Origin of the sequence: Cellulosimicrobium funkei (genome assembly GCF_900155925.1) — a bacterium.
GTDB classification, from domain to species: Bacteria; Actinomycetota; Actinomycetes; order Actinomycetales; family Cellulomonadaceae; genus Cellulosimicrobium; species Cellulosimicrobium funkei.
On record NZ_FTMI01000002.1, the window covers coordinates 405,120 to 422,139 of the forward strand.

The 17,020-nt window shown below is 76.8% G+C and carries 13 protein-coding genes; 8 read left to right on the forward strand and 5 right to left on the reverse strand.

The window, feature by feature from the left end; genetic code table 11:
- The first annotated feature begins 85 nt into the window (after window positions 1-85).
- The 4 genes from BXA05_RS06090 to BXA05_RS06105 are packed head-to-tail and all read left to right on the forward strand — an operon-like array spanning window position 86 to window position 7,142.
- Entirely contained in the window at window positions 86-1,936 is a 1,851-nt protein-coding gene (locus BXA05_RS06090) for a BamB-related PQQ repeat family beta-propellar protein (RefSeq protein ID WP_076404318.1), read from the forward strand.
- A gap of 21 nt (window positions 1,937-1,957) precedes the next feature.
- The gene (locus BXA05_RS06095; RefSeq protein ID WP_143311065.1) at window positions 1,958-3,706 is read left to right on the forward strand and encodes a BamB-related PQQ repeat family beta-propellar protein; all 1,749 of its coding nucleotides are present in this window, start codon (window positions 1,958-1,960) and stop codon (window positions 3,704-3,706) included.
- 55 nt (window positions 3,707-3,761) lie between these two features.
- Window positions 3,762-6,140: a S9 family peptidase gene (locus tag BXA05_RS06100; protein WP_425291913.1), complete on the forward strand. Its 2,379-nt coding sequence runs from the start codon at window positions 3,762-3,764 to the stop codon at window positions 6,138-6,140.
- Between the two features lie 39 nt (window positions 6,141-6,179).
- Window positions 6,180-7,142 (forward strand): hypothetical protein, encoded by a 963-nt coding sequence (locus BXA05_RS06105; RefSeq protein ID WP_076404320.1) that lies wholly within the window; start codon window positions 6,180-6,182, stop codon window positions 7,140-7,142.
- Between the two features lie 14 nt (window positions 7,143-7,156).
- Here the strand turns inward: BXA05_RS06105 and BXA05_RS06110 are convergent, their stop codons facing one another.
- The 3 genes from BXA05_RS06110 to BXA05_RS06120 all read right to left on the reverse strand — a co-directional run bounded on the left by BXA05_RS06110 (window position 7,157) and on the right by BXA05_RS06120 (window position 9,943).
- Window positions 7,157-7,801 carry a zinc ribbon domain-containing protein gene (locus BXA05_RS06110; RefSeq protein ID WP_211435828.1) on the reverse strand — a complete coding sequence of 215 codons (645 nt, stop codon included), beginning with the start codon at window positions 7,799-7,801 and terminating at the stop codon, window positions 7,157-7,159.
- Between the two features lie 172 nt (window positions 7,802-7,973).
- Entirely contained in the window at window positions 7,974-8,897 is a 924-nt protein-coding gene (locus BXA05_RS06115; RefSeq protein WP_076404321.1) for a diacylglycerol kinase catalytic domain-containing protein, read from the reverse strand.
- Between the two features lie 2 nt (window positions 8,898-8,899).
- Window positions 8,900-9,943: an SPFH domain-containing protein gene (locus BXA05_RS06120; protein WP_061267895.1), complete on the reverse strand. Its 1,044-nt coding sequence runs from the start codon at window positions 9,941-9,943 to the stop codon at window positions 8,900-8,902.
- Window positions 9,944-10,040: 97 nt separating this feature from the next.
- Here BXA05_RS06120 and BXA05_RS06125 point away from each other — a divergent pair, with 97 nt between their 5' ends.
- The 4 genes from BXA05_RS06125 (at window position 10,041) to BXA05_RS06140 (ending at window position 14,463) form a co-directional block, all read left to right on the forward strand.
- On the forward strand, window positions 10,041-10,889 hold the full coding sequence (locus BXA05_RS06125; protein ID WP_076404322.1) for an NUDIX hydrolase: 849 nt from the start codon (window positions 10,041-10,043) through the stop codon (window positions 10,887-10,889).
- Between the two features lie 99 nt (window positions 10,890-10,988).
- The gene (locus BXA05_RS06130) at window positions 10,989-12,683 is read left to right on the forward strand and encodes a hypothetical protein (protein WP_076404323.1); all 1,695 of its coding nucleotides are present in this window, start codon (window positions 10,989-10,991) and stop codon (window positions 12,681-12,683) included.
- A gap of 200 nt (window positions 12,684-12,883) precedes the next feature.
- Entirely contained in the window at window positions 12,884-14,161 is a 1,278-nt protein-coding gene (locus BXA05_RS06135; protein WP_076404324.1) for an inorganic phosphate transporter, read from the forward strand.
- A gap of 23 nt (window positions 14,162-14,184) precedes the next feature.
- Window positions 14,185-14,463 carry a hypothetical protein gene (locus BXA05_RS06140; RefSeq protein ID WP_061267893.1) on the forward strand — a complete coding sequence of 93 codons (279 nt, stop codon included), beginning with the start codon at window positions 14,185-14,187 and terminating at the stop codon, window positions 14,461-14,463.
- An 89-nt stretch (window positions 14,464-14,552) separates the two neighbouring features.
- Here BXA05_RS06140 and BXA05_RS06145 read toward each other — a convergent pair whose 3' ends face one another.
- Both BXA05_RS06145 and BXA05_RS06150 read right to left on the reverse strand, forming a co-directional pair.
- Window positions 14,553-15,605, reverse strand: coding sequence for a LacI family DNA-binding transcriptional regulator (locus BXA05_RS06145; RefSeq protein WP_076404325.1), 1,053 nt, complete (start codon window positions 15,603-15,605; stop codon window positions 14,553-14,555).
- Window positions 15,606-15,634: 29 nt separating this feature from the next.
- A complete protein-coding gene (locus BXA05_RS06150; RefSeq protein WP_076404616.1) occupies window positions 15,635-16,849 on the reverse strand; it encodes a glycoside hydrolase family 3 N-terminal domain-containing protein in 1,215 nt (404 codons plus the stop codon).
- Between the last annotated feature and the right edge of the window lie 171 nt (window positions 16,850-17,020).

The following is a 17,020-nucleotide window of genomic DNA, read 5'->3' on the forward strand; positions in this document are numbered from 1 at the left end:
CCGGACGCGCCGCCGGGCGCGTCCGGCCGGGTCGGGCATGGCCTGGGGCGGTCCGCCGTCGGGCGCGCTGGCCTAGGCTGGCCGCGTGCCGCTCCGACGACGTGACGCCCGGGACCGACTGACCTTCGAGCTGGTCGAGTCCGAGGACGTCGACGCGGACGACGACGCCCTCGGCGGTCCGGGCCCGGTCTCGCCGGGCGGGCCGCGCGGCGTGCCGTCCGGCGCGACGGTGGGCACGACCTGGACGCCGGGCGTGACGGCGGGCGTCCGTGCCGCCCTCGGGGCGACGGACGGTCCCGCGGGACCCGACGGCCCGCCCGGGCGTGCGTCGGTCGACGACGACCCGGCCGAGGACGACCCGGCAGAGAGCGACGCGGCGGAGAGCGACCCGGCCGAAGGCGGACCGCCCCGGCGGGGACGGCCTGCGGCGGTCGTCGCGGGGGTCGCGGCGGGGGTCGCGCTCGTGCTGGGCGGCATGCTCGCGGTCGACGCGTGGCAGGGCCGGGCCGACGTGGAGCGGCTGCGGGCCGCGCCCGGCGGCCTGGAGCCGCTGCCCGACGCGCCCGTCGAGCGCTGGACGGCTGACGTCGAGGTCTCGGGCGGGCTCGCGCTCCTGCCCGGGGCGGTCGTGACGGTCGAGGACGGGACCGCCGTCGCCCGCTCGCTCGACGACGGGGCGGAGCGCTGGCGCGTCGACGTCGGCGCCCACGCGTCGTGCGGCGGCCAGCTGCTGTGGTCGCTGCCCTTCGGTGAGCCCGCCTCGACGCTCGTGTGCGTGGCGCCGTCGTCGGACGCCGTCGGACTCGGGGGCGTGACCGACCTGCAGCTCGACCCCGAGACCGGCCGCGTCCTCGCGTCGGACTGGGCGGTCACGGTGCTCGCCGCGGACGGCGAGGTGCTCGGGCGCCGCGACACGACGTCCGCCGGCGGCGCGCCGATCCCCGGGACCGACGGCACGCTCCTCCGGGCCCAGCGCGTCGGCGAGGTCCCCGCGGGCGACGGCGCCGTCGTCGAGCAGGACGTGGCCACCTCGGAGGTCGCCGACCTCCCCCTGGGGCGCCCCGCCGTCGTCCGCGTCGAGGACGCGCTCACGGGCGACACGCGCTGGGAGGCCGACGTGCCGTTCGTCGAAGGGTCAGGACAGTGCGTCGGCTGGACCGAGACGGACGGGACGGAGACGATCCGGGCGGAGCTCGAGAACCTGTGGGCGGCGACCGAGACGCACCTCGTTCGTGTCGAGGGCTGCGGCGTCACGGCGTGGTTCACGCCGGGCGGCGAGCGCCTCGACGACCAGGAGAACCCGCTGGACGGAGTCGTCGCGCTCGCGGACGGCACGTACTACCGCGACCCGTCGGGGTATGCCTCCACCTGGGGCTCGGCGGCGACCGCACCGCGCGACGCGGCGCGCGCCGTCCTTGCGGCGGACGGCGCCGTGCGCTGGGAGCCGCCCGGCCCGATCCTCGTGCCGCGCTCGAGCGACGGCTCGGACGCGCCGCTCCTCGCCCGGTCCGAGGGGGAGCTCGTCGCGTTCGACGGTGACGGCAGCGAGCTGTGGCGCTCGTCGGAGGTGGTGGCGCCCGAGGCGGTGCTCGTCGCCACGCACGACACGGTCGTCGTGTCCGGGGGTTCCAGCACGGGCTGGATGACCGGGCTCGACGCGACCACGGGGACGGTGCGCTGGTCCCTCGACCGCGAGACGGTCGAGGCCGCGGCCGGCGGGAGCGTCAGCTGGATGGACACCGCCTACACGGACGGGCGGCGCGCGATCCTGCTCGCCTACCAGGACGACGGGCGGACGGACCTTCTCGCGATCGACCTCGCCGACGGTCACGTCGCGTGGTCCGGTGGTGTCGGGCCGGAGGAGGGCTCCTGGCCCGTTCCCCTCCAGGGACGGCTCCTGCGGATCGGGCAGTCGGAGATCGCCCGGCTCGGTTGACGACCGGCCTACGCTGAGGGGGTGCCGCTCCGACGGGGAGACGGCGGCGACGGCCGCCGGACGTTCGAGCTCGTCGACACGGCCGGGGTCGACGACGACCTCGACCTCCTCGACGCGCCGCACCCGGTGCTGCTCGGCGGACCGCACGCCGTGCCGCGCGGCACGACCTTTCCACTGCCTCCCGGAGCGCCCGGAGCGCCCGGAGCGCCCGGAGCGCCCGGTGCGCCTGGTGCGCCCGGTCCTGGACCACGGTCGGCCGGGGCGCCCCCTGAGGTGCCGAAGACGCCGCCTGGTCCCGGCCGCCGTCGGGCCGTGGCCGTCGAGGTCGCGACCGGGGTGGTCGTGCTCGTCGTCGGCGGGATGCTCGTCGTCGACGCCGCGACGAGCCGGGACGCGCAGGAGCGGCTGGAGACGGCGCGCGGCGCGGTCCGCGCGCTCGACACCGCCCCGACGGAGCAGTGGCGCGCCCCCGCCGCGGCGGACCGCGGGACGGCCTTCCTCCCGGGCCTGCTCGTCACCGTGGACGGCGACGAGGCGGTGGCGCTCGACCTCGACACGGGGGCCGAGGCGTGGCGCGTGCCGGCCGGCGGCGACGAGGCCGTGTGCGGGTCGTGGAGCCCGTGGGAGCGGTCGGCCGTGCCGTCGCGCACGGTGGTGTGCGTCGCCGGGTCGGGGGTCGCGCCGTCCTGGTACGACGTCAGCCCGCCGTCCCGGCCGGGGGAGGGCACGGCGACCGTGACGGTGCTCGACGCCCGCGGGCGGGTCGTCGGGCAGCGGCAGGCGGAGACCGCGGGGGCGCTGCTCGTCCCCGGCCCGGACGGCGGCCTCGTGCGGGCCGAGCGCGTGGGCGAGCCGGGCGCGCCGAGCGGTGCCCCCGTCGCCGTCGACCCCGGCGCGGGCGAGTCCGTCGACGGCGTCGCGGGGCGGGACGTCGTCGTGACGCTCGAGGACGCCGCCACGGGCGCGGTGCGCTGGCGGCGCGAGCTGCCGTTCCAGGACGTCCCGTGGTCGTGCACGTCGTGGCACGCCGGGACCGGCGGGGAGGAGGTCGACCCGGAGCGGCTGCTGCTCGTCGCGACGGAGACCCTGGTCGACGTGGGCGGGTGCGGCGTCGCGGCGTCGTTCCTGCCGGACGGCGAGCGCCTCGACGACCCGGACGTCCCGACCGACGGCGCGGTCCCGCTCGCGGGCGGGCGGTTCCTCCTCGACGCGGACCGGCAGGGGTCGGACGGCGCGCTGCGCGCCGACCGCGTGCTCGACCCGGACGGGACGCCGCTCCTCGACGTGCCGGGCGAGGTCCTGGACCCGCAGGCGACCGACGACCCCGCTCCGGGCGTGCTCCTCATGCGCGACGGCATCGCTCTGCGTGCCTACGACGAGCAGGGCGCGCGCCTGTGGACGTTCGACGGCGCCCGCGTGCCCGAGGCCGTGTACGTCGTCGCGGAGGGCACGGCCGTCGTCGGGACGGCGAGCACGGTCCTGGGGCTGGACGCGCTGTCGGGCGAGCAGACGTGGTCGCGGTTCGTCGACGACCTCGCGGGCGAGCGCGGCCACGGCGCCGTGGTGACGCAGGCGTTCACCGACGGGCGCTGCGCCTTCCTCGTGCTCGTCGACCCCGCGACGGGGGCGAGCTCGCGCGTCGTGGCGCTCGAGCTGTCGTCGGGGTCGGTCGTCTGGTCGGAGGACCTCGACGGCGGCTGGGGCGGGCTCCTCCCGGTGCAGGGCCGGCTCCTGCGCTGGGACGGGCAGACGGTCGCCCTCCTGGGCTGAGGTGCACGGACGCTCACGCGCTGATGTCGTCGGGTCCCGGCACTACCCTGGCGAGATGCCCGACGACCTCACGCAGCCCGCCACGCCGTCTTCTCCCGAGCCCGAGGTGGCCGAGCCGGCCGAGATGCCGCAGGCGCCCGTCGCCCCCCGTCGTCCCGCGCCGCGCACGCACCACGGCGAGACGGTCGACGACGACTACGAGTGGCTGCGGGACAAGGAGTCGCCCGAGGTCGTCGCGCACCTCGAGGCCGAGAACGCGTACACCGAGGCGCGCCTCGCGCACCTCGAGCCGCTGCGCGAGCGGATCTTCGAGGAGATCAAGGCCCGCACGCTCGAGACGGACCTGTCCGTCCCGGTGCGGCAGGGCGCGCACTGGTACTACGCGCGCACGGTCGAGGGGTCGCAGTACCCGATCCGGGCCCGCGCCCCGATCGACGCGAGCCTCGGCAGCGACGCGCCGTCGGCCTGGGTGCCGCCCGTGCTGGAGCCGGGCGTGCCCGTGCCGGGCGAGCAGGTGCTCCTCGACGACAACGTCGAGGCCGAGGGCCACGAGTTCTTCTCGCTCGGGTCGTTCGACGTCTCGGCCGACGGGACGCGGCTCGCGTACGCGGTCGACGTCGTCGGCGACGAGCGCTACACGCTGCGGGTCCGCGACCTGGAGTCCGGCACCGACCTCGTGGACGAGGTCCCGGGGACGTTCCCGGGCGCCGTCTTCTCCCCGGACGGGCGGTACGTGTTCTACCCGACGGTCGACGACGCGTGGCGGCCCTGGCGCGTGTGGCGCCACGAGGTGGGCACGCCCGCGACGCAGGACGTCGTCGTCTTCGAGGAGCCCGACGAGCGGTTCTGGGTCGGGGTGGGCGTCTCGCGCTCGCAGCGGTTCGTGCAGATCGACGTGGGCTCGAAGATCACGTCCGAGACGTGGCTGATCGACGCCGACGACCCGACGGGCGAGGCGCGCGTGGTGTGGCCGCGCCGCGAGGGCGTCGAGTACACGGTCGAGCACGCCGTCCTGCCGAGCACGTGGTTCCCGACCGCCGAGCACGCGGTCGGCGACCGTCCTGACGAGAATCCGGTCGCCGACCCCGTGCTCGGCGGGTTGGGGGAGGGGCGCGACGTCCTGCTCGTCCTGCACAACGACGGCGCGGAGAACTTCGAGCTCGTCGTCACCGGTGTCGCCGAAGTCTCCGCCGGGCCGGGCGACGCGACCGTCGTCGTGCCGCACGACCCCGCGACCCGGCTCGAGGCCGTGGACGCGTTCGCCGGGCACCTCGTCGTCTCCTACCGGCGCGACGCGCTCTCGCGGGTCGGCGTGATCGACCTCGCGAGCCCGGAGCCGCCGCGGCCCGCGGGCCTGCCGACCCCGATCCGCACAGGAGACACACCGGCGCCCGCGACCGACCTCTGGCACGTGCACGAGGTCGCGTTCGACGAGCCGCTGTACACCGCGGCGCTCGGTGCGAACCCCGAGTGGGACCAGCCGAACGTCCGGCTGAGCTACACGAGCTTCGTCACGCCGTCGACCGTGTACGACCTGCGGGTCGAGACCGACGAGCTCACGCTCCTCAAGCAGCAGCCCGTGCTCGGCGGCTACGACGCCGCGGACTACGTGCAGCGCCGCGAGTGGGCCACGGCCGAGGACGGCACGCAGGTGCCGGTGTCGCTCGTGTGGCGGCGCGACGCCGTCGGGCTGGACGCGACGGGCACGGGCGCCGAGCCGGCGCCGCTCCTGCTGTACGGCTACGGGTCGTACGAGATCAGCATCGACCCGGGGTTCTCGATCTCGCGCCTGTCGCTGCTCGACCGCGGGGTCGTGTTCGCCGTCGCGCACGTGCGCGGCGGGGGCGAGATGGGGCGCCGCTGGTACGACGAGGGCAAGACGCTCGCCAAGCGCACCACGTTCACGGACTTCGTCGCGGTCGCGCGGCACCTCGTCGACGCCGGCTGGACGAGCCCGGAGCGGCTCGTCGCGCAGGGCGGCTCGGCGGGCGGGCTGCTCATGGGCGCGGTGACGAACCTCGCTCCCGAGCTCTTCGCGGGCGTGCTCGCGCAGGTGCCGTTCGTCGACGCGCTCACCTCGATCCTCGACCCGTCCCTCCCGCTCACCGTCGTCGAGTGGGACGAGTGGGGCGACCCGCTGCACGATCCCGACGTCTACCGGTACATGCGCACGTACACCCCGTACGAGAACGTGCCCGACGACGCGTCGCACTACCCGCGGATCCTCGCCGTGACGTCGTTCCACGACACGCGCGTGCTGTACGTCGAGCCCGCGAAGTGGGTCGCGCGCCTGCGCGCCGCGGGGGCGCCCGCGCTGCTGAAGATCGAGATGCACGCCGGGCACGGCGGGGTCTCGGGCCGCTACGAGGGCTGGCGCGAGGTCGCGTACGAGGACGCGTGGGTGCTCGACGTGCTCGGGCTGGCCGACCGGTGACGTGCCCACGGGCGTGAGGCCGCAGACGGAGGGGGAGCGATGACCGACGAGACCGTGACGCCCGACCCGCGGACGGCGCGCGACGTGACGCCGCCCGGGAGGGCCGTGCTGCTGCTGCGCCCGGTCGGGTACCTCGCCGTCGGGCTGGTGGGGACGGCCGTCGGGCTCGCCCTCCTGGGCCTGTACCTCGCGCCCGCGGCGTACGGGCTGCTCGCGCCGCCGGCGGACCAGGAGCCCTGGGCCGAGCTCGTCGCGTCGCCCGGCGCCGAGCTCGGGCGGCTCGCGGTCGTCGCGCCGGTCGCCGTGGCGCTCGCCGGCCCGGTCGCGTGGTACCTGTCGTGCGCCGTCTGGCCGCTCGCCGCGCTGGCGTTCGTGCACGCCGGGCGGGCGCTGCGGCCGTCGTCCCGGGACGACCGGCTGTCGTTCACGAGCCGGGTCGCGCCGGGCACGACGCTCGGGCCGCCCGTGCCCGGGCCGCTCCCCGTGCCCCTCCAGCCGCAGCGGCGCTCGCGGCTCACGGACACCCTGTTGCGCTTCGCCGTCTGCGGCTGGCACCCCGACCGCCGCGAGGCCGGGGCCGCGGTCCCGGCCGGCGTCGCGTGGGTGCTCGCGAGCGCGGGGGCGTCGACGGCGCTGCCGCCCGGCTGGCGGGTCGTGCTCGTCGTGGCCGCGGTCCCCTTCGCGCTCTGGTCCGTGGTCGCCCTGCGGCGCCGGTGGGACTGGCGGTTCCACCGCGAGCGCGTGCGCGCGGCGCGGCGCGAGCGGTGGCTCGAGCGCCACGCCGACGGGTACGTGATGCGCGACGGCCCGCGCGTCGTCCGGTCGCGCCCGCAGTCGGCCGAGCACCGCGCACGCGTGGAGGCGGAGCGCGCCGCGGCCCGTGCCGAGCAGGACTGCCTCACGAGCCTGACGAGCGACGCCATCGGCGAGCGCCGCGAGGCGGTGCTCCGCGCCCGCCGCGAACGCGAGCAGCACCAGAACGACCCCCCACAGGGAGACTGACCGGCGGCGGGGGGTCAGACGGACTGCGGGCTGCCGCACTCCGCGCAGTAGCGCGCGGCCGCGGCGTTCTGCGTGCCGCACTCGCGGCACGCGGCCACCTGCGCCAGGCGCTCGCCGCACTCGGGGCAGAACTTGCCGCCGTCGACCTTCGCGCCGCACGCCGGGCACCGCGTGACGGCGGCCGTCCGCAGGTCCGCGCCGCCGACGAGGTCGGTCGTGCGGAGCTGCTCCTGGACCTGGTACCGGCGGGCCTCGGCCTGGAGCTGGGCGAGCTCCTCCACCTGCTTGGGCGAGCAACGCACGCACTGCCCCACGGCCTCGTTCCAGCAGACCTCGTGGCACATCCAGTCGCCGCACCCGTGGCACTGGCGGAACGCGTCGCGCACCTCGCCGACGGCGGCGTCGAGCGCCTTGTCCTTCGCCGACGAGTTGGTCTGGCGGTCCGCGGCCCACGACCCCGCCGCGTAGGAGAGGTCGGCGACCTTGCCCCCGAAGAACCGGCCCGCCGCCTGGACGAGGCTGCTGCCCTTCGCGACGACGTCCGTCCGGTAGGCGGAGCGGTAGCCGTTGCCGCAGCGCTCGCACCGGAACTCGAACTGGTAGCCCCCGGCGTTCGACAGGTCGCGGACGTTGTCGGTGAAGGCGATGGGCGTGCTCATGGCGGGGACCTCGGTGGGCTCGTGGGGTCGGCGTCCCCGCAGGCCAGGCCCGCGGGAGGGGGGAGTCATGGGGATCCCGTGACCGCTGCGATGCTACCCACCGACCCTCGCCGTCCCGGCGGATCACCCGGGTGAAATCGGGCCGACCGGCGGGCACGCCGTGGCCGGGGGTTCAGGGCCGCACGAGGCGGAGCGGGGCGTCGGCGGTGCGGACCGTCACCGTCTGGCCCCACGAGGCGACGAGGCGGTCGTCCTCCACGCCGTCGCCGAACACGACGAGCCGGTCCGAGGCGACGGTGAGCGCGACGTCGGCCCCCTCCTCGACGACGCCCTCGGTGAGCGAGACGCCCGTTGCGGGCGAGGGCCACGCCTCGCGGACGAACCAGCCGAGCCGGTGCTCGGTGCGCCCCGGGGCACGCCGTCCGCCGCGGTCGTGCGCGAGCGACGCCCACCAGCCGGTCGCGCCCGTGCCCGTCGCGACGAGCACGCCCGACGACGACTGCCGCTCCTCGCCCGCGCCGCAGCGCAGCGTGTAGCGCGCGCTCTGGTGGCTGGGGTGCCCGACGAACACCTCGTTGAGCGCGGTGAGATGCTGGCCGTCGTCGAGGTCGGCGCGGACCATGGTGAGCGCGTCGACGGGCAGGAGCGCCACCCGGTCGGGCGCGCCGCCCGGCACCTCGGTGTCGGCCCCGAGCTCGCGCAGGAGGGCCGTCGCCGCCGCGACCGGGTGCCGCACGAGCACGCCCGCGTTCACGCCGGGCTCCGGGTCGACGCCGAGGACCGGCTGGCCGTGCAGGTACTTCGCGACGTTCGCGACGAGGCCGTCCTGCCCTACGACCACCACCACGTCCTCGGGCGCGACGAGGAACCGCGACAGGTCCGCGCGCTCGACGTCGGCGCGCGCCCAGCCCGGGGGCAGGGCGGCCACGACGGCGTCGCGCGCGGCCGCGAGGGCGTCGTGCCGCGCCTGCACCTCGGCCAGCGACCGGCCCCGCGACCGGAGGAAGAACTCCGCCTGGCCGCGCGTCCCGTGCCGGTCCAGCAGGTCGTCGAGCTCGGTCCGTCGGTGCACGACGACGGCGCGTCGCCGGAGCATCGTCAGGCCGCCTTCCCGGGCGCCGCGGCGGGCGAGCCGCCGTCGGGGCCGAGCCCGCGCACCAGAGTCGACAGCACCCCGGTGAGCAGGTCGGGCGTGATGGTGAGGTTCTGCACGTCCGGCAGCGACCCGGCGGCCTCGCGCAGCGCGAGCGCGAGGAGCGTGCCCTGCCCGGCGCTCGCGTACACGTCCATGCGGGCCTGCTCGGCGGCGGCCTCGGCCGCGCCGACGACGCGCACCTGCTCCGCCTTCGCGTCGGTCGCGAGCTGGGCGCGCTCGGCGGTCGCGCGGGCGTCGACGAGGGCGGCGGCCGCCTTCTCCTCGGCCTCGCGCCGCGCGTTCGCGCCCTCCTGGGCGACGAGGCGCTCGCGCCGGGTCGCGAGCTCGATCCGGCTCGCGAGCTCGTTCTCCGCGATGGCCCGCTCGCGCTCGACGGCGAGAGCCCGACGCTCGTAGGTCGCGCGGTCGGCCTCGGCCTGCACGTGCTCGCGCGCGGGCGTCTGGAGCGCGCGCTCGACGTCCTTCTCTGGCCGGACGGCGAGCACCTGGACGCCGATGACGACGATGCCCGTCGTGGTGAGGCGCGGGTCGGTGGTCAGCGCCTCGGTGAGGACGTCGCGCACGCGCGGCACGCCGGTCGTCAGGGCGTCGGCGAGGGGCATCGCGGCGAGCGCGTCGGTGGCCCGGCTCTGCGCGAGGCGCCCGACGATGCTCGTCACCTGGTCGCGCCCCGCGGTGCTCGTCTCGCCGCTGCCCGGGTCGACCGCGAAGTCGAGGCGCTGCGAGACGGTCACCGGGTCGGCGAACCGGTACGTCACGCCGGCCTGCACGGTGACGTCCTGGTGGTCGGCCGTCACGGCGTGGAAGAAGACGGGGAGCTCCTGGTCGTCGACGGGGACCTCGGAGAGGACCGACGTCGTGGGCCGGAACCAGAACGCCTGACCGACGCCCTCGTGGGCGACGCGCCCGCGGCGCAGGTGCACGACGTGCCCGGTGGGGCTCCCGAGGAAGTGCCGCGTCCACGGGTAGGTGCGGATGGTGGCCATGGTCGTCTCCGATCTGTTTTCGTCAACCTGACGATAACGAGCGTAGGCCGGTGCGCCAGTTCTCGTCAACCTGACGCGAATATGCGACGATGAGCCCATGACCGCACCCGCCGCACCGGCCCCCGACGTCCCGCCCGGCGCGGCCCTGCTGCCCGTCACGGTCGACGTCGTCGCGCTCACCGTGCGCGACGACGCGCTGCACGTGCTCCTCGTCGAGCGCGGCGTCGAGCCGTACCGCGGCGCGCTCGCGCTCCCGGGCGGGTTCGTGCTGCCGGGCGAGCGGCTCGCCCAGGCGGCGCGCCGCGAGCTCGCCGAGGAGACGGGCGTCCGTCCGCCCGGGCACCTGGAGCAGCTCCGCACCTACGGCCCGCTCGACCGCGACCCGCGCGGCCCGGTCCTCTCGGTCGCGTACCTCCTGCTCGCGCCCGAGTTCGGCGTCGTGCACGCCGGGTCCGACGCCGGGGGAGCGGCCTGGCACCCCGTCGAGCCCCTGCTCGGGGACGGCCCGGGGCCCGGCCTCGCCTTCGACCACGCACGGATCCTCGCCGACGGCGTCGAGCGGGCCCGCGCCAAGCTCGAGTACTCCGCGCTCGCGACGGCGTTCTGCCCGCCCGAGTTCACCGTCGCCGACCTGCGGCGCGTCTACGAGGCCGTCTGGGGCGTGCGGCTGGACCCGCGGAACTTCTCCCGCAAGGCCACGACGACCGCGGGCTTCCTCGAGGACACGGGCCGCACGACGTCGGGCGGGACCGGGCGGCCGGCGGCGCTCTACCGGGCCGCGCGCCCGGCGCCGGGCCCGCAGCCGGGCCCCGGTCCCGACGCCGCCGTGGCCGACACTGCCGCGGCCGACACCGCCACGACCGACGCCGCCGCGCCCGACCCCGACGACGCCCCGGCGAGCGTGCCCGCGGTGCTCGACCCGCCCCTCATGCGCCCGCGCCGCTGACCGCGCGGCCGGGCCCGGCATCGGTGTCCCGCGCCGACGGCCCACGCCGGGGGAGTTCTCCCCCTCGACAGCGCCGCCCCGCTGAGTACGCTCGCGCGCATGTCGACGTACAGCTCCTGGCGCAGCGACCAGGGCAACATGCGGGCCCTGTCCGACGAGCTCGCCGCCCAGGCCGCGATGGCGCGGTCCCGCGAGGCGTCGCTCCACCGCCGCCTGCGGTCGCTCGAGGGCGACCTATCGAGCCGCGTCGAGGTGCTGACCCGCCTCGTCAACGCGCTCATCGAGCTCGGCGAGGTCCGGGAGGAGCTCGCGCTCTTCACGCCCGCGCGCCGCGCCCGCGACGCGGCGCGCGCCCTCACGAGCGCCGTCGTCACGGGGGAGGGCGACGTGTCGCACCTGCGGCGCTCCCCGGACCTCGTGGACGTGCCCGGCTACTGGCTCGTGCCCGCCGCGCTCGCGGTCGCCGAGCTCCCCGCCGGGCGGCTCGACCGGGAGGCGGCCGAGGAGGCCTTGCTGCGCGACCGCCGTCGTGCCGCGACGTACCTCGTCGCGGTGTGCGCGCTCGTCGGGCAGCCCGGCCTCGCGCGCGAGTGGGTGCCGGGGGTGCTCGACGCGCCGGTCCTGCCCGCCGCGGGCTGGGGCAGCGCCGACGGCGCCCCCGAGCCGTCGCCGGGCGCGGGCGAGGGGCCGGACGAGGTGGGCGTGACCGGGGCCGAGCGCGCGCTGTGGGTCGCGGCCGCGGCCGGTCACCTCGGCGGCGACGGGGTGGAGGTCGTGCGCCGCGCGCTCGCGGAGCGGGTCGCGCTGCTCGACGACGACGCGCGCGCCCGCTGGCGGGCCCGGCTCCTGGAGGCAGCGCCGTCGCTGCCTGCGGCGCCCGCCGACGGCGCGGCCTGGGGCAGCCCCGAGGCCGCGGGGGACGCGGCCGGGGCGCGTCGTCGGGCCGCCGCCCCCGACGCGCTCCCGCTCCTGCGGTCGTGGACGACGTGGTCGCTCGCGCTCGTGGCAGGGGACGTCGCGGTGCCCGCGCCGGCCCCCGGACCCCTCCCGGCCGGGACCTCCGAGGCGCCCGGCGCGGCGCTGCTCCGCGTCGTCGCGTCGCTCGTGGACGAGGGGGCGCCCGTGGAGCGCGGGCTCCTGGACCGGGCGGCGCTGCTCGACGAGCGCGTCGGGCGCGCGCCCCGCGAGGACGCGCCCGGGTGGGACGCCCTGGCGGGGACGCTCGTCGACCTGCTCGTCGAGGACGCCCGCGGGACCGACCCCGGGCGTGCGGCGCTCGCGGGCCCGCTCGTCGCCGAGGAGCTGCGGGCCGCGACCCACGCGCGGGCGGCGGAGCTCGCGGGGGCGCCCGCGCCGTCGCGCGAGCTGCGCCTCGGGCGCCGCACCGTGACGGTCACGCCGACCGAGGACGGCGCCGCACCGGCCGCGACCGCCCGCGCGGAGCTCCTCGCGCAGCCGGTGGACGGCGTGTCGTGGGGCGCCGTCGGCGGGACCGGCGCGGTCGCGCTGCTCGGCGTCGTGCTCGGCCTCGCCGCCTCGCCGGCGTGGTTCACGGTGGCCGTCGTCGCGGCCGGCCTCGCCGCGTGGCAGTGGTTCGCGGGGGAGCGGCGGGCACGCGACCAGCGCGCCGACGCGCAGGCCCGCGCGGACCGGTTCGACGCCGACCTCGCAGAGGCGCGCACCGTCGTGGCCGCGTCCGCGGAGCGCGCGCGGACGCAGCGCGAGGCCGTCGCGACCGTCGTCGCCGACCTCGACGACACCCTCGCCGAGCTCGCCGCCCGCACCCCGGCCTGACGCGGGCGGACGGTCGCGCCGGGCACGTCCGACGCGGCCGCGCCAGGGACCGTCCGCCCCCGCTCCCGGGCTGTCCGCCCCGGACGCCGACGGGCCTCTCCGGCGTTCGAACGAGGGCTTCGAACGCCGGATGAACTGTCGGTGAACAGTGGCGGAAGAATCCACAGGATGGTCGAGCGCGCGGCGGTCGTGACCGCACCATGGACGACGTGACCGAGACGCTCCTGCTGGTGCTCGTCGTCGTGACCGCACTGGCCTTCGACTTCACCAACGGCTTCCACGACACGGGCAACGCGATGGCCACGTCCATCGCCACCAAGGCCCTCAAGCCCAAGACCGCCGTCGCCCTCTCCGCCGTCCTCAACATGGTCGGGGCGTTCCTCTCCCTGGCCGTCGCGGCGACCATCGCGAAGGGTCTGGTCGACGCCGACGTCATCACCCTCGAGGTCGTCCTCGCGGGACTCGTGGGCGGCATCACCTGGAACCTCCTGACCTGGTTGCTCGGCATCCCGTCGAGCTCGTCGCACGCCCTCATCGGCGGCGTCGTGGGCTCCGTGCTCGCGGCCGTCGGCACGCAGGGCGTCATCTGGAGCGGCGTCGCCGCCAAGGTGCTCATCCCCGCGCTGCTCGCCCCGCTCATCGCGGTCGGCGTCGCGAGCGTCGGCACGTGGGCCGTGGCCCGCCTCACGCGCGACGTCCCCGAGGACGTCTCCACGCGGGCGTTCCGCTGGGGCCAGGTCGGCTCCGCGTCGCTCGTCTCGCTCGCGCACGGCACCAACGACGCGCAGAAGTCGATGGGCATCATCCTGCTCGCGCTCATCGCGGCGGGCGCCGTCCCGGCCGACTCGACCGTGCCGTTCTGGGTCATCCTGTCCTGCGCGTTCTTCATGGCCCTCGGCACCTACCTGGGCGGCTGGCGGATCATCCGCACGCTCGGCAAGGGCCTCGTCGAGATCGACACCCGCCAGGGCATGGCGGCCGAGACGTCGTCCGCCGCGGTCATCCTCATGTCGGGCCTGTTCGGCTACTCGCTCTCGACGACGCACGTCGCGACCGGCTCGATCCTCGGCTCGGGCGTCGGGATGCCCGGCGCGAAGGTCCGCTGGGGCGTCGCGGGCCGCATGCTCGCCGCGTGGGGCCTCACGCTCCCGGCCGCCGGCCTCGTCGGCGCGGCCTGCTACGGCATCCAGCACGGCATCGGGGGCGCCGCCGGGACGGTCGTCGTGTTCGCGATCCTCGTCGGCTCCTCGCTGGCCATCTGGATCGCCTCGCGCCGCAAGCCCGTCGACCACACGAACGTCAACGACGCCTGGGAGGAGGGCGCGGTGGACGCCGGGCTCGAGTCCGAGGTCGTCGAGGCGCGCGAGGCCGCGCTCGAGCGTCGCCTCGACGTCGCCGACCCGTTCACCGACGCCGCGCCCGCCCCGGCGCCGACCACCCCGACCACGCCCGCCTCGCGCCAGCGCGCGGGCGTCTGACCGGCAGCCAGGAGGAGAGAACCGTGTTCGTCGAGATCGACTCGCTGCTCAAGGTCGTCGTCGCCGGCCTCGTCGTCGGCGCGGGCCTGCCCGCCCTGTTCGCCCTGGGGGTCCGGCTCGCCGCCGGGCGCGCCGTGCCGGTCGAGGTCGGCACCCCGGACGGTCGCTTCACGTCCGACGGTCGCACCGTGCGCGTCGAGCGCGCGACCCGCCCCCGCCAGGTCGGCGCGATCGTGTGCTTCGCCGTCGTGGTCGTCGCGATCGCGGCCGGCATCGCGTTCGTCGCGGGCGGGGGCCACTGACCCGGGACGGCACGCTCCCGCTGAGTGCAGGAAAGAGTCGCGGTCGGACGTCCCGACCGCGACTTTTTCATGCACTCAGCGGGTGGGGGTCAGGCGGAGTCGCGGACCACGAGGTGCGGCTCGAACAGGACCGAGCGCGCGTCGGCGTCCGGGTCGTCGATCGCGGCGAGCAGGAGGCGCGCCATCTCGGCCGCCATCTCCTCGACCGGCTGCCGGACCGTCGTGAGCGGCGGGTGCGCCTGGCGCGCGACCGTCGAGTCGTCGAACCCGACGACCGCCACGTCCTGCGGGACGCGGCGGCCCGCCTCCTGCAGGACGAGCGACGCGCCGTCGGCCATGAGGTCGCTCGCGCCGAACACACCGTCGACGTCCGGTCGCGCGGCGAGCAGCGCGCGCGCCGCGGCCTCCCCGCCCGCGCGCGTGAAGTCGCCCTCCACGACGAACGGCTCCGCGAGCCCGGCGGCCCGCACCGCCGCGAGGAAGCCGTCGCGGCGTCCCCGCGCGAACGGCACGTCCGACGGGCCGGCGACGGTCGCGAGCCGCGTGCGGCCGTCCGCGACCAGACGCTCGGCTGCGATCCGGCCGCCGGCGGCCTGGTCGAGGTCCACCCAGCTCACGCCGGCCGCCTCGTCCACCCCGTCGAGGTGCGTCGACAGCACGACCGGGACCGTGAGCGCCGCGATCCGCGCCGACAGCGGGTCGCTCGCGCTCGACGTGACGAGCAGGACGCCGTCGACGTGCCCCTGCCGCACGTAGCGCACGACCTGGTCGTGCGCGGGCGGGTCCGCGGGCAGGATCGCGAGGTGGATGTCGCGCGGGCGCAGCACCTGCTGCGCGCCCGCCGTCACGCGCCCGATGTACGGGTCGGTGAACAGCCGCTCGAGGAACGGGCTCGGGGAGCGCTGCTCCGACGGCTCGGACACGACGAGCGCGACCGACCCCGTGCGCCGGGTGACGAGCGTCCGGGCGGCGAGGTTGGGGACGTAGCCCGTCTCGTCGATCGCCTGCTCGACGACCGCCACGATCGCCGGGTCCACCGTCGGCACGCCGTTGATCACGCGGGACACCGTGGCGCGGGAGACGCCCGCGACGGCCGCGACGGCCTCGAGCGTCGGGCGGGGAGCGGGGCGACGGGCAGCCATGCGGTCAGTTATACCGCCGGGCCGCGCGCTCAGCGCAGCCGCTCCTTCGCCGCGAGCACGCGCAGCACGGCCGCGTCGACCTGCGCGGCGAACGCGTCGTCGCTCGACGCCCGCTCGACGACGGCCGCCACCATGGGCTCGACCACGCTCGGGTCCGCGGACGCCAGCACCATGTCGCCGCCCGCGGCGATCGTCAGGACGGCACGGTCCGCGGGCGACCAGGCCTGCACCTGCTGCGCGGCGGACACGTCGTCGGTGAGGACGACGCCGTCGAACCCCAGGTCGCCCCGCAGCATCCCGTCCACGACGACGGGCGAGAAGGCCGCGGGGAGCGTCCCGTCGATCTGCGGGTAGACGGCCGTGGAGGTCATGACGAACGCCGCGCCGGCCTCGATGCCCGACGCGAAGACGGCGACCGACGGGTCGTCGCGCGTCGTCACGTCGTCGGTGACGCCCGTGTCGGTGTCGGTGTTCTCGGTGACGCGGCCGAGCCCGGGGAAGTGCTTGATCGTCACGTCCACGCCCGACGCCTCCATGCCCGCGCTGAACGCGTTCGCGTGCGACGCGACCGAGTCCGGGGTGAACCCGTAGCTGCGCTGGAAGGCCCCGATCGGCGGGTTCTGCGCGGCCGTCCCCTCGGGCACGAGGTCCATCACGGGCGCGAGGTTGAGGTTCACGCCCGCCGCGGCGAGCTCGGCGCCCCACGTGGTCGCGTCGGCCTGGAGCGTCGCCGGGTCGAGCCGGGCCTGGTCGGTCGCCGTCGGGATCTGCGAGAACCCGGGCCCGCGCAGCACCTGGACCTTCCCGCCCTCCTGGTCGGTCGCGACGAACAGCGGGGTGCCGTTCGTCGTCTCCGGGGAGACGAGCGCCGTGAAGCCCTCGACGAGGTCCGCCGTCGGGCCGGTCCCGGCCTGCGAACGGCCCGCGAGGAACACGTTGCCCACGTGCAGGCGCGAGACGGCGTCGTAGCTCACCTGCTGCGGGTCCCGCACGTCGACCCCGACCATGAAGAGCTGCCCCACCTTCTGCTCGAGCGTCCACCCGGCGAGAGGGTCCGCGGGCGGGGTGGACGGCGTCGGCGACGTGCCCGACGGCGTCGGGTCGGCCGGGGCGGACGGCGTGCCCGACGGCGCGGTCTGCGGCGCGGGGGCGGGCCGCGTGAGGTACCAGGCGACGGCGGCCACGGCGGCGAGCGCGGTCACGACGGCGACGACGATCCAGGTGGTCCGGGCTCGAGCGGTCACAGGCGACACCTCCGACGCCACGGTAGCCCGACGGCCGCGGAGGGGGCGTCGTCCCGGGCGCTCCGACGCCGCCCGGCGGCGGTATGACCGACGTCACCGCCGGTCTCACGTCATGAGACGCGTCCCGGCGCGTCTCCTGGGTGACATGGCGTCCTGGCCTCGCGGTCGCGC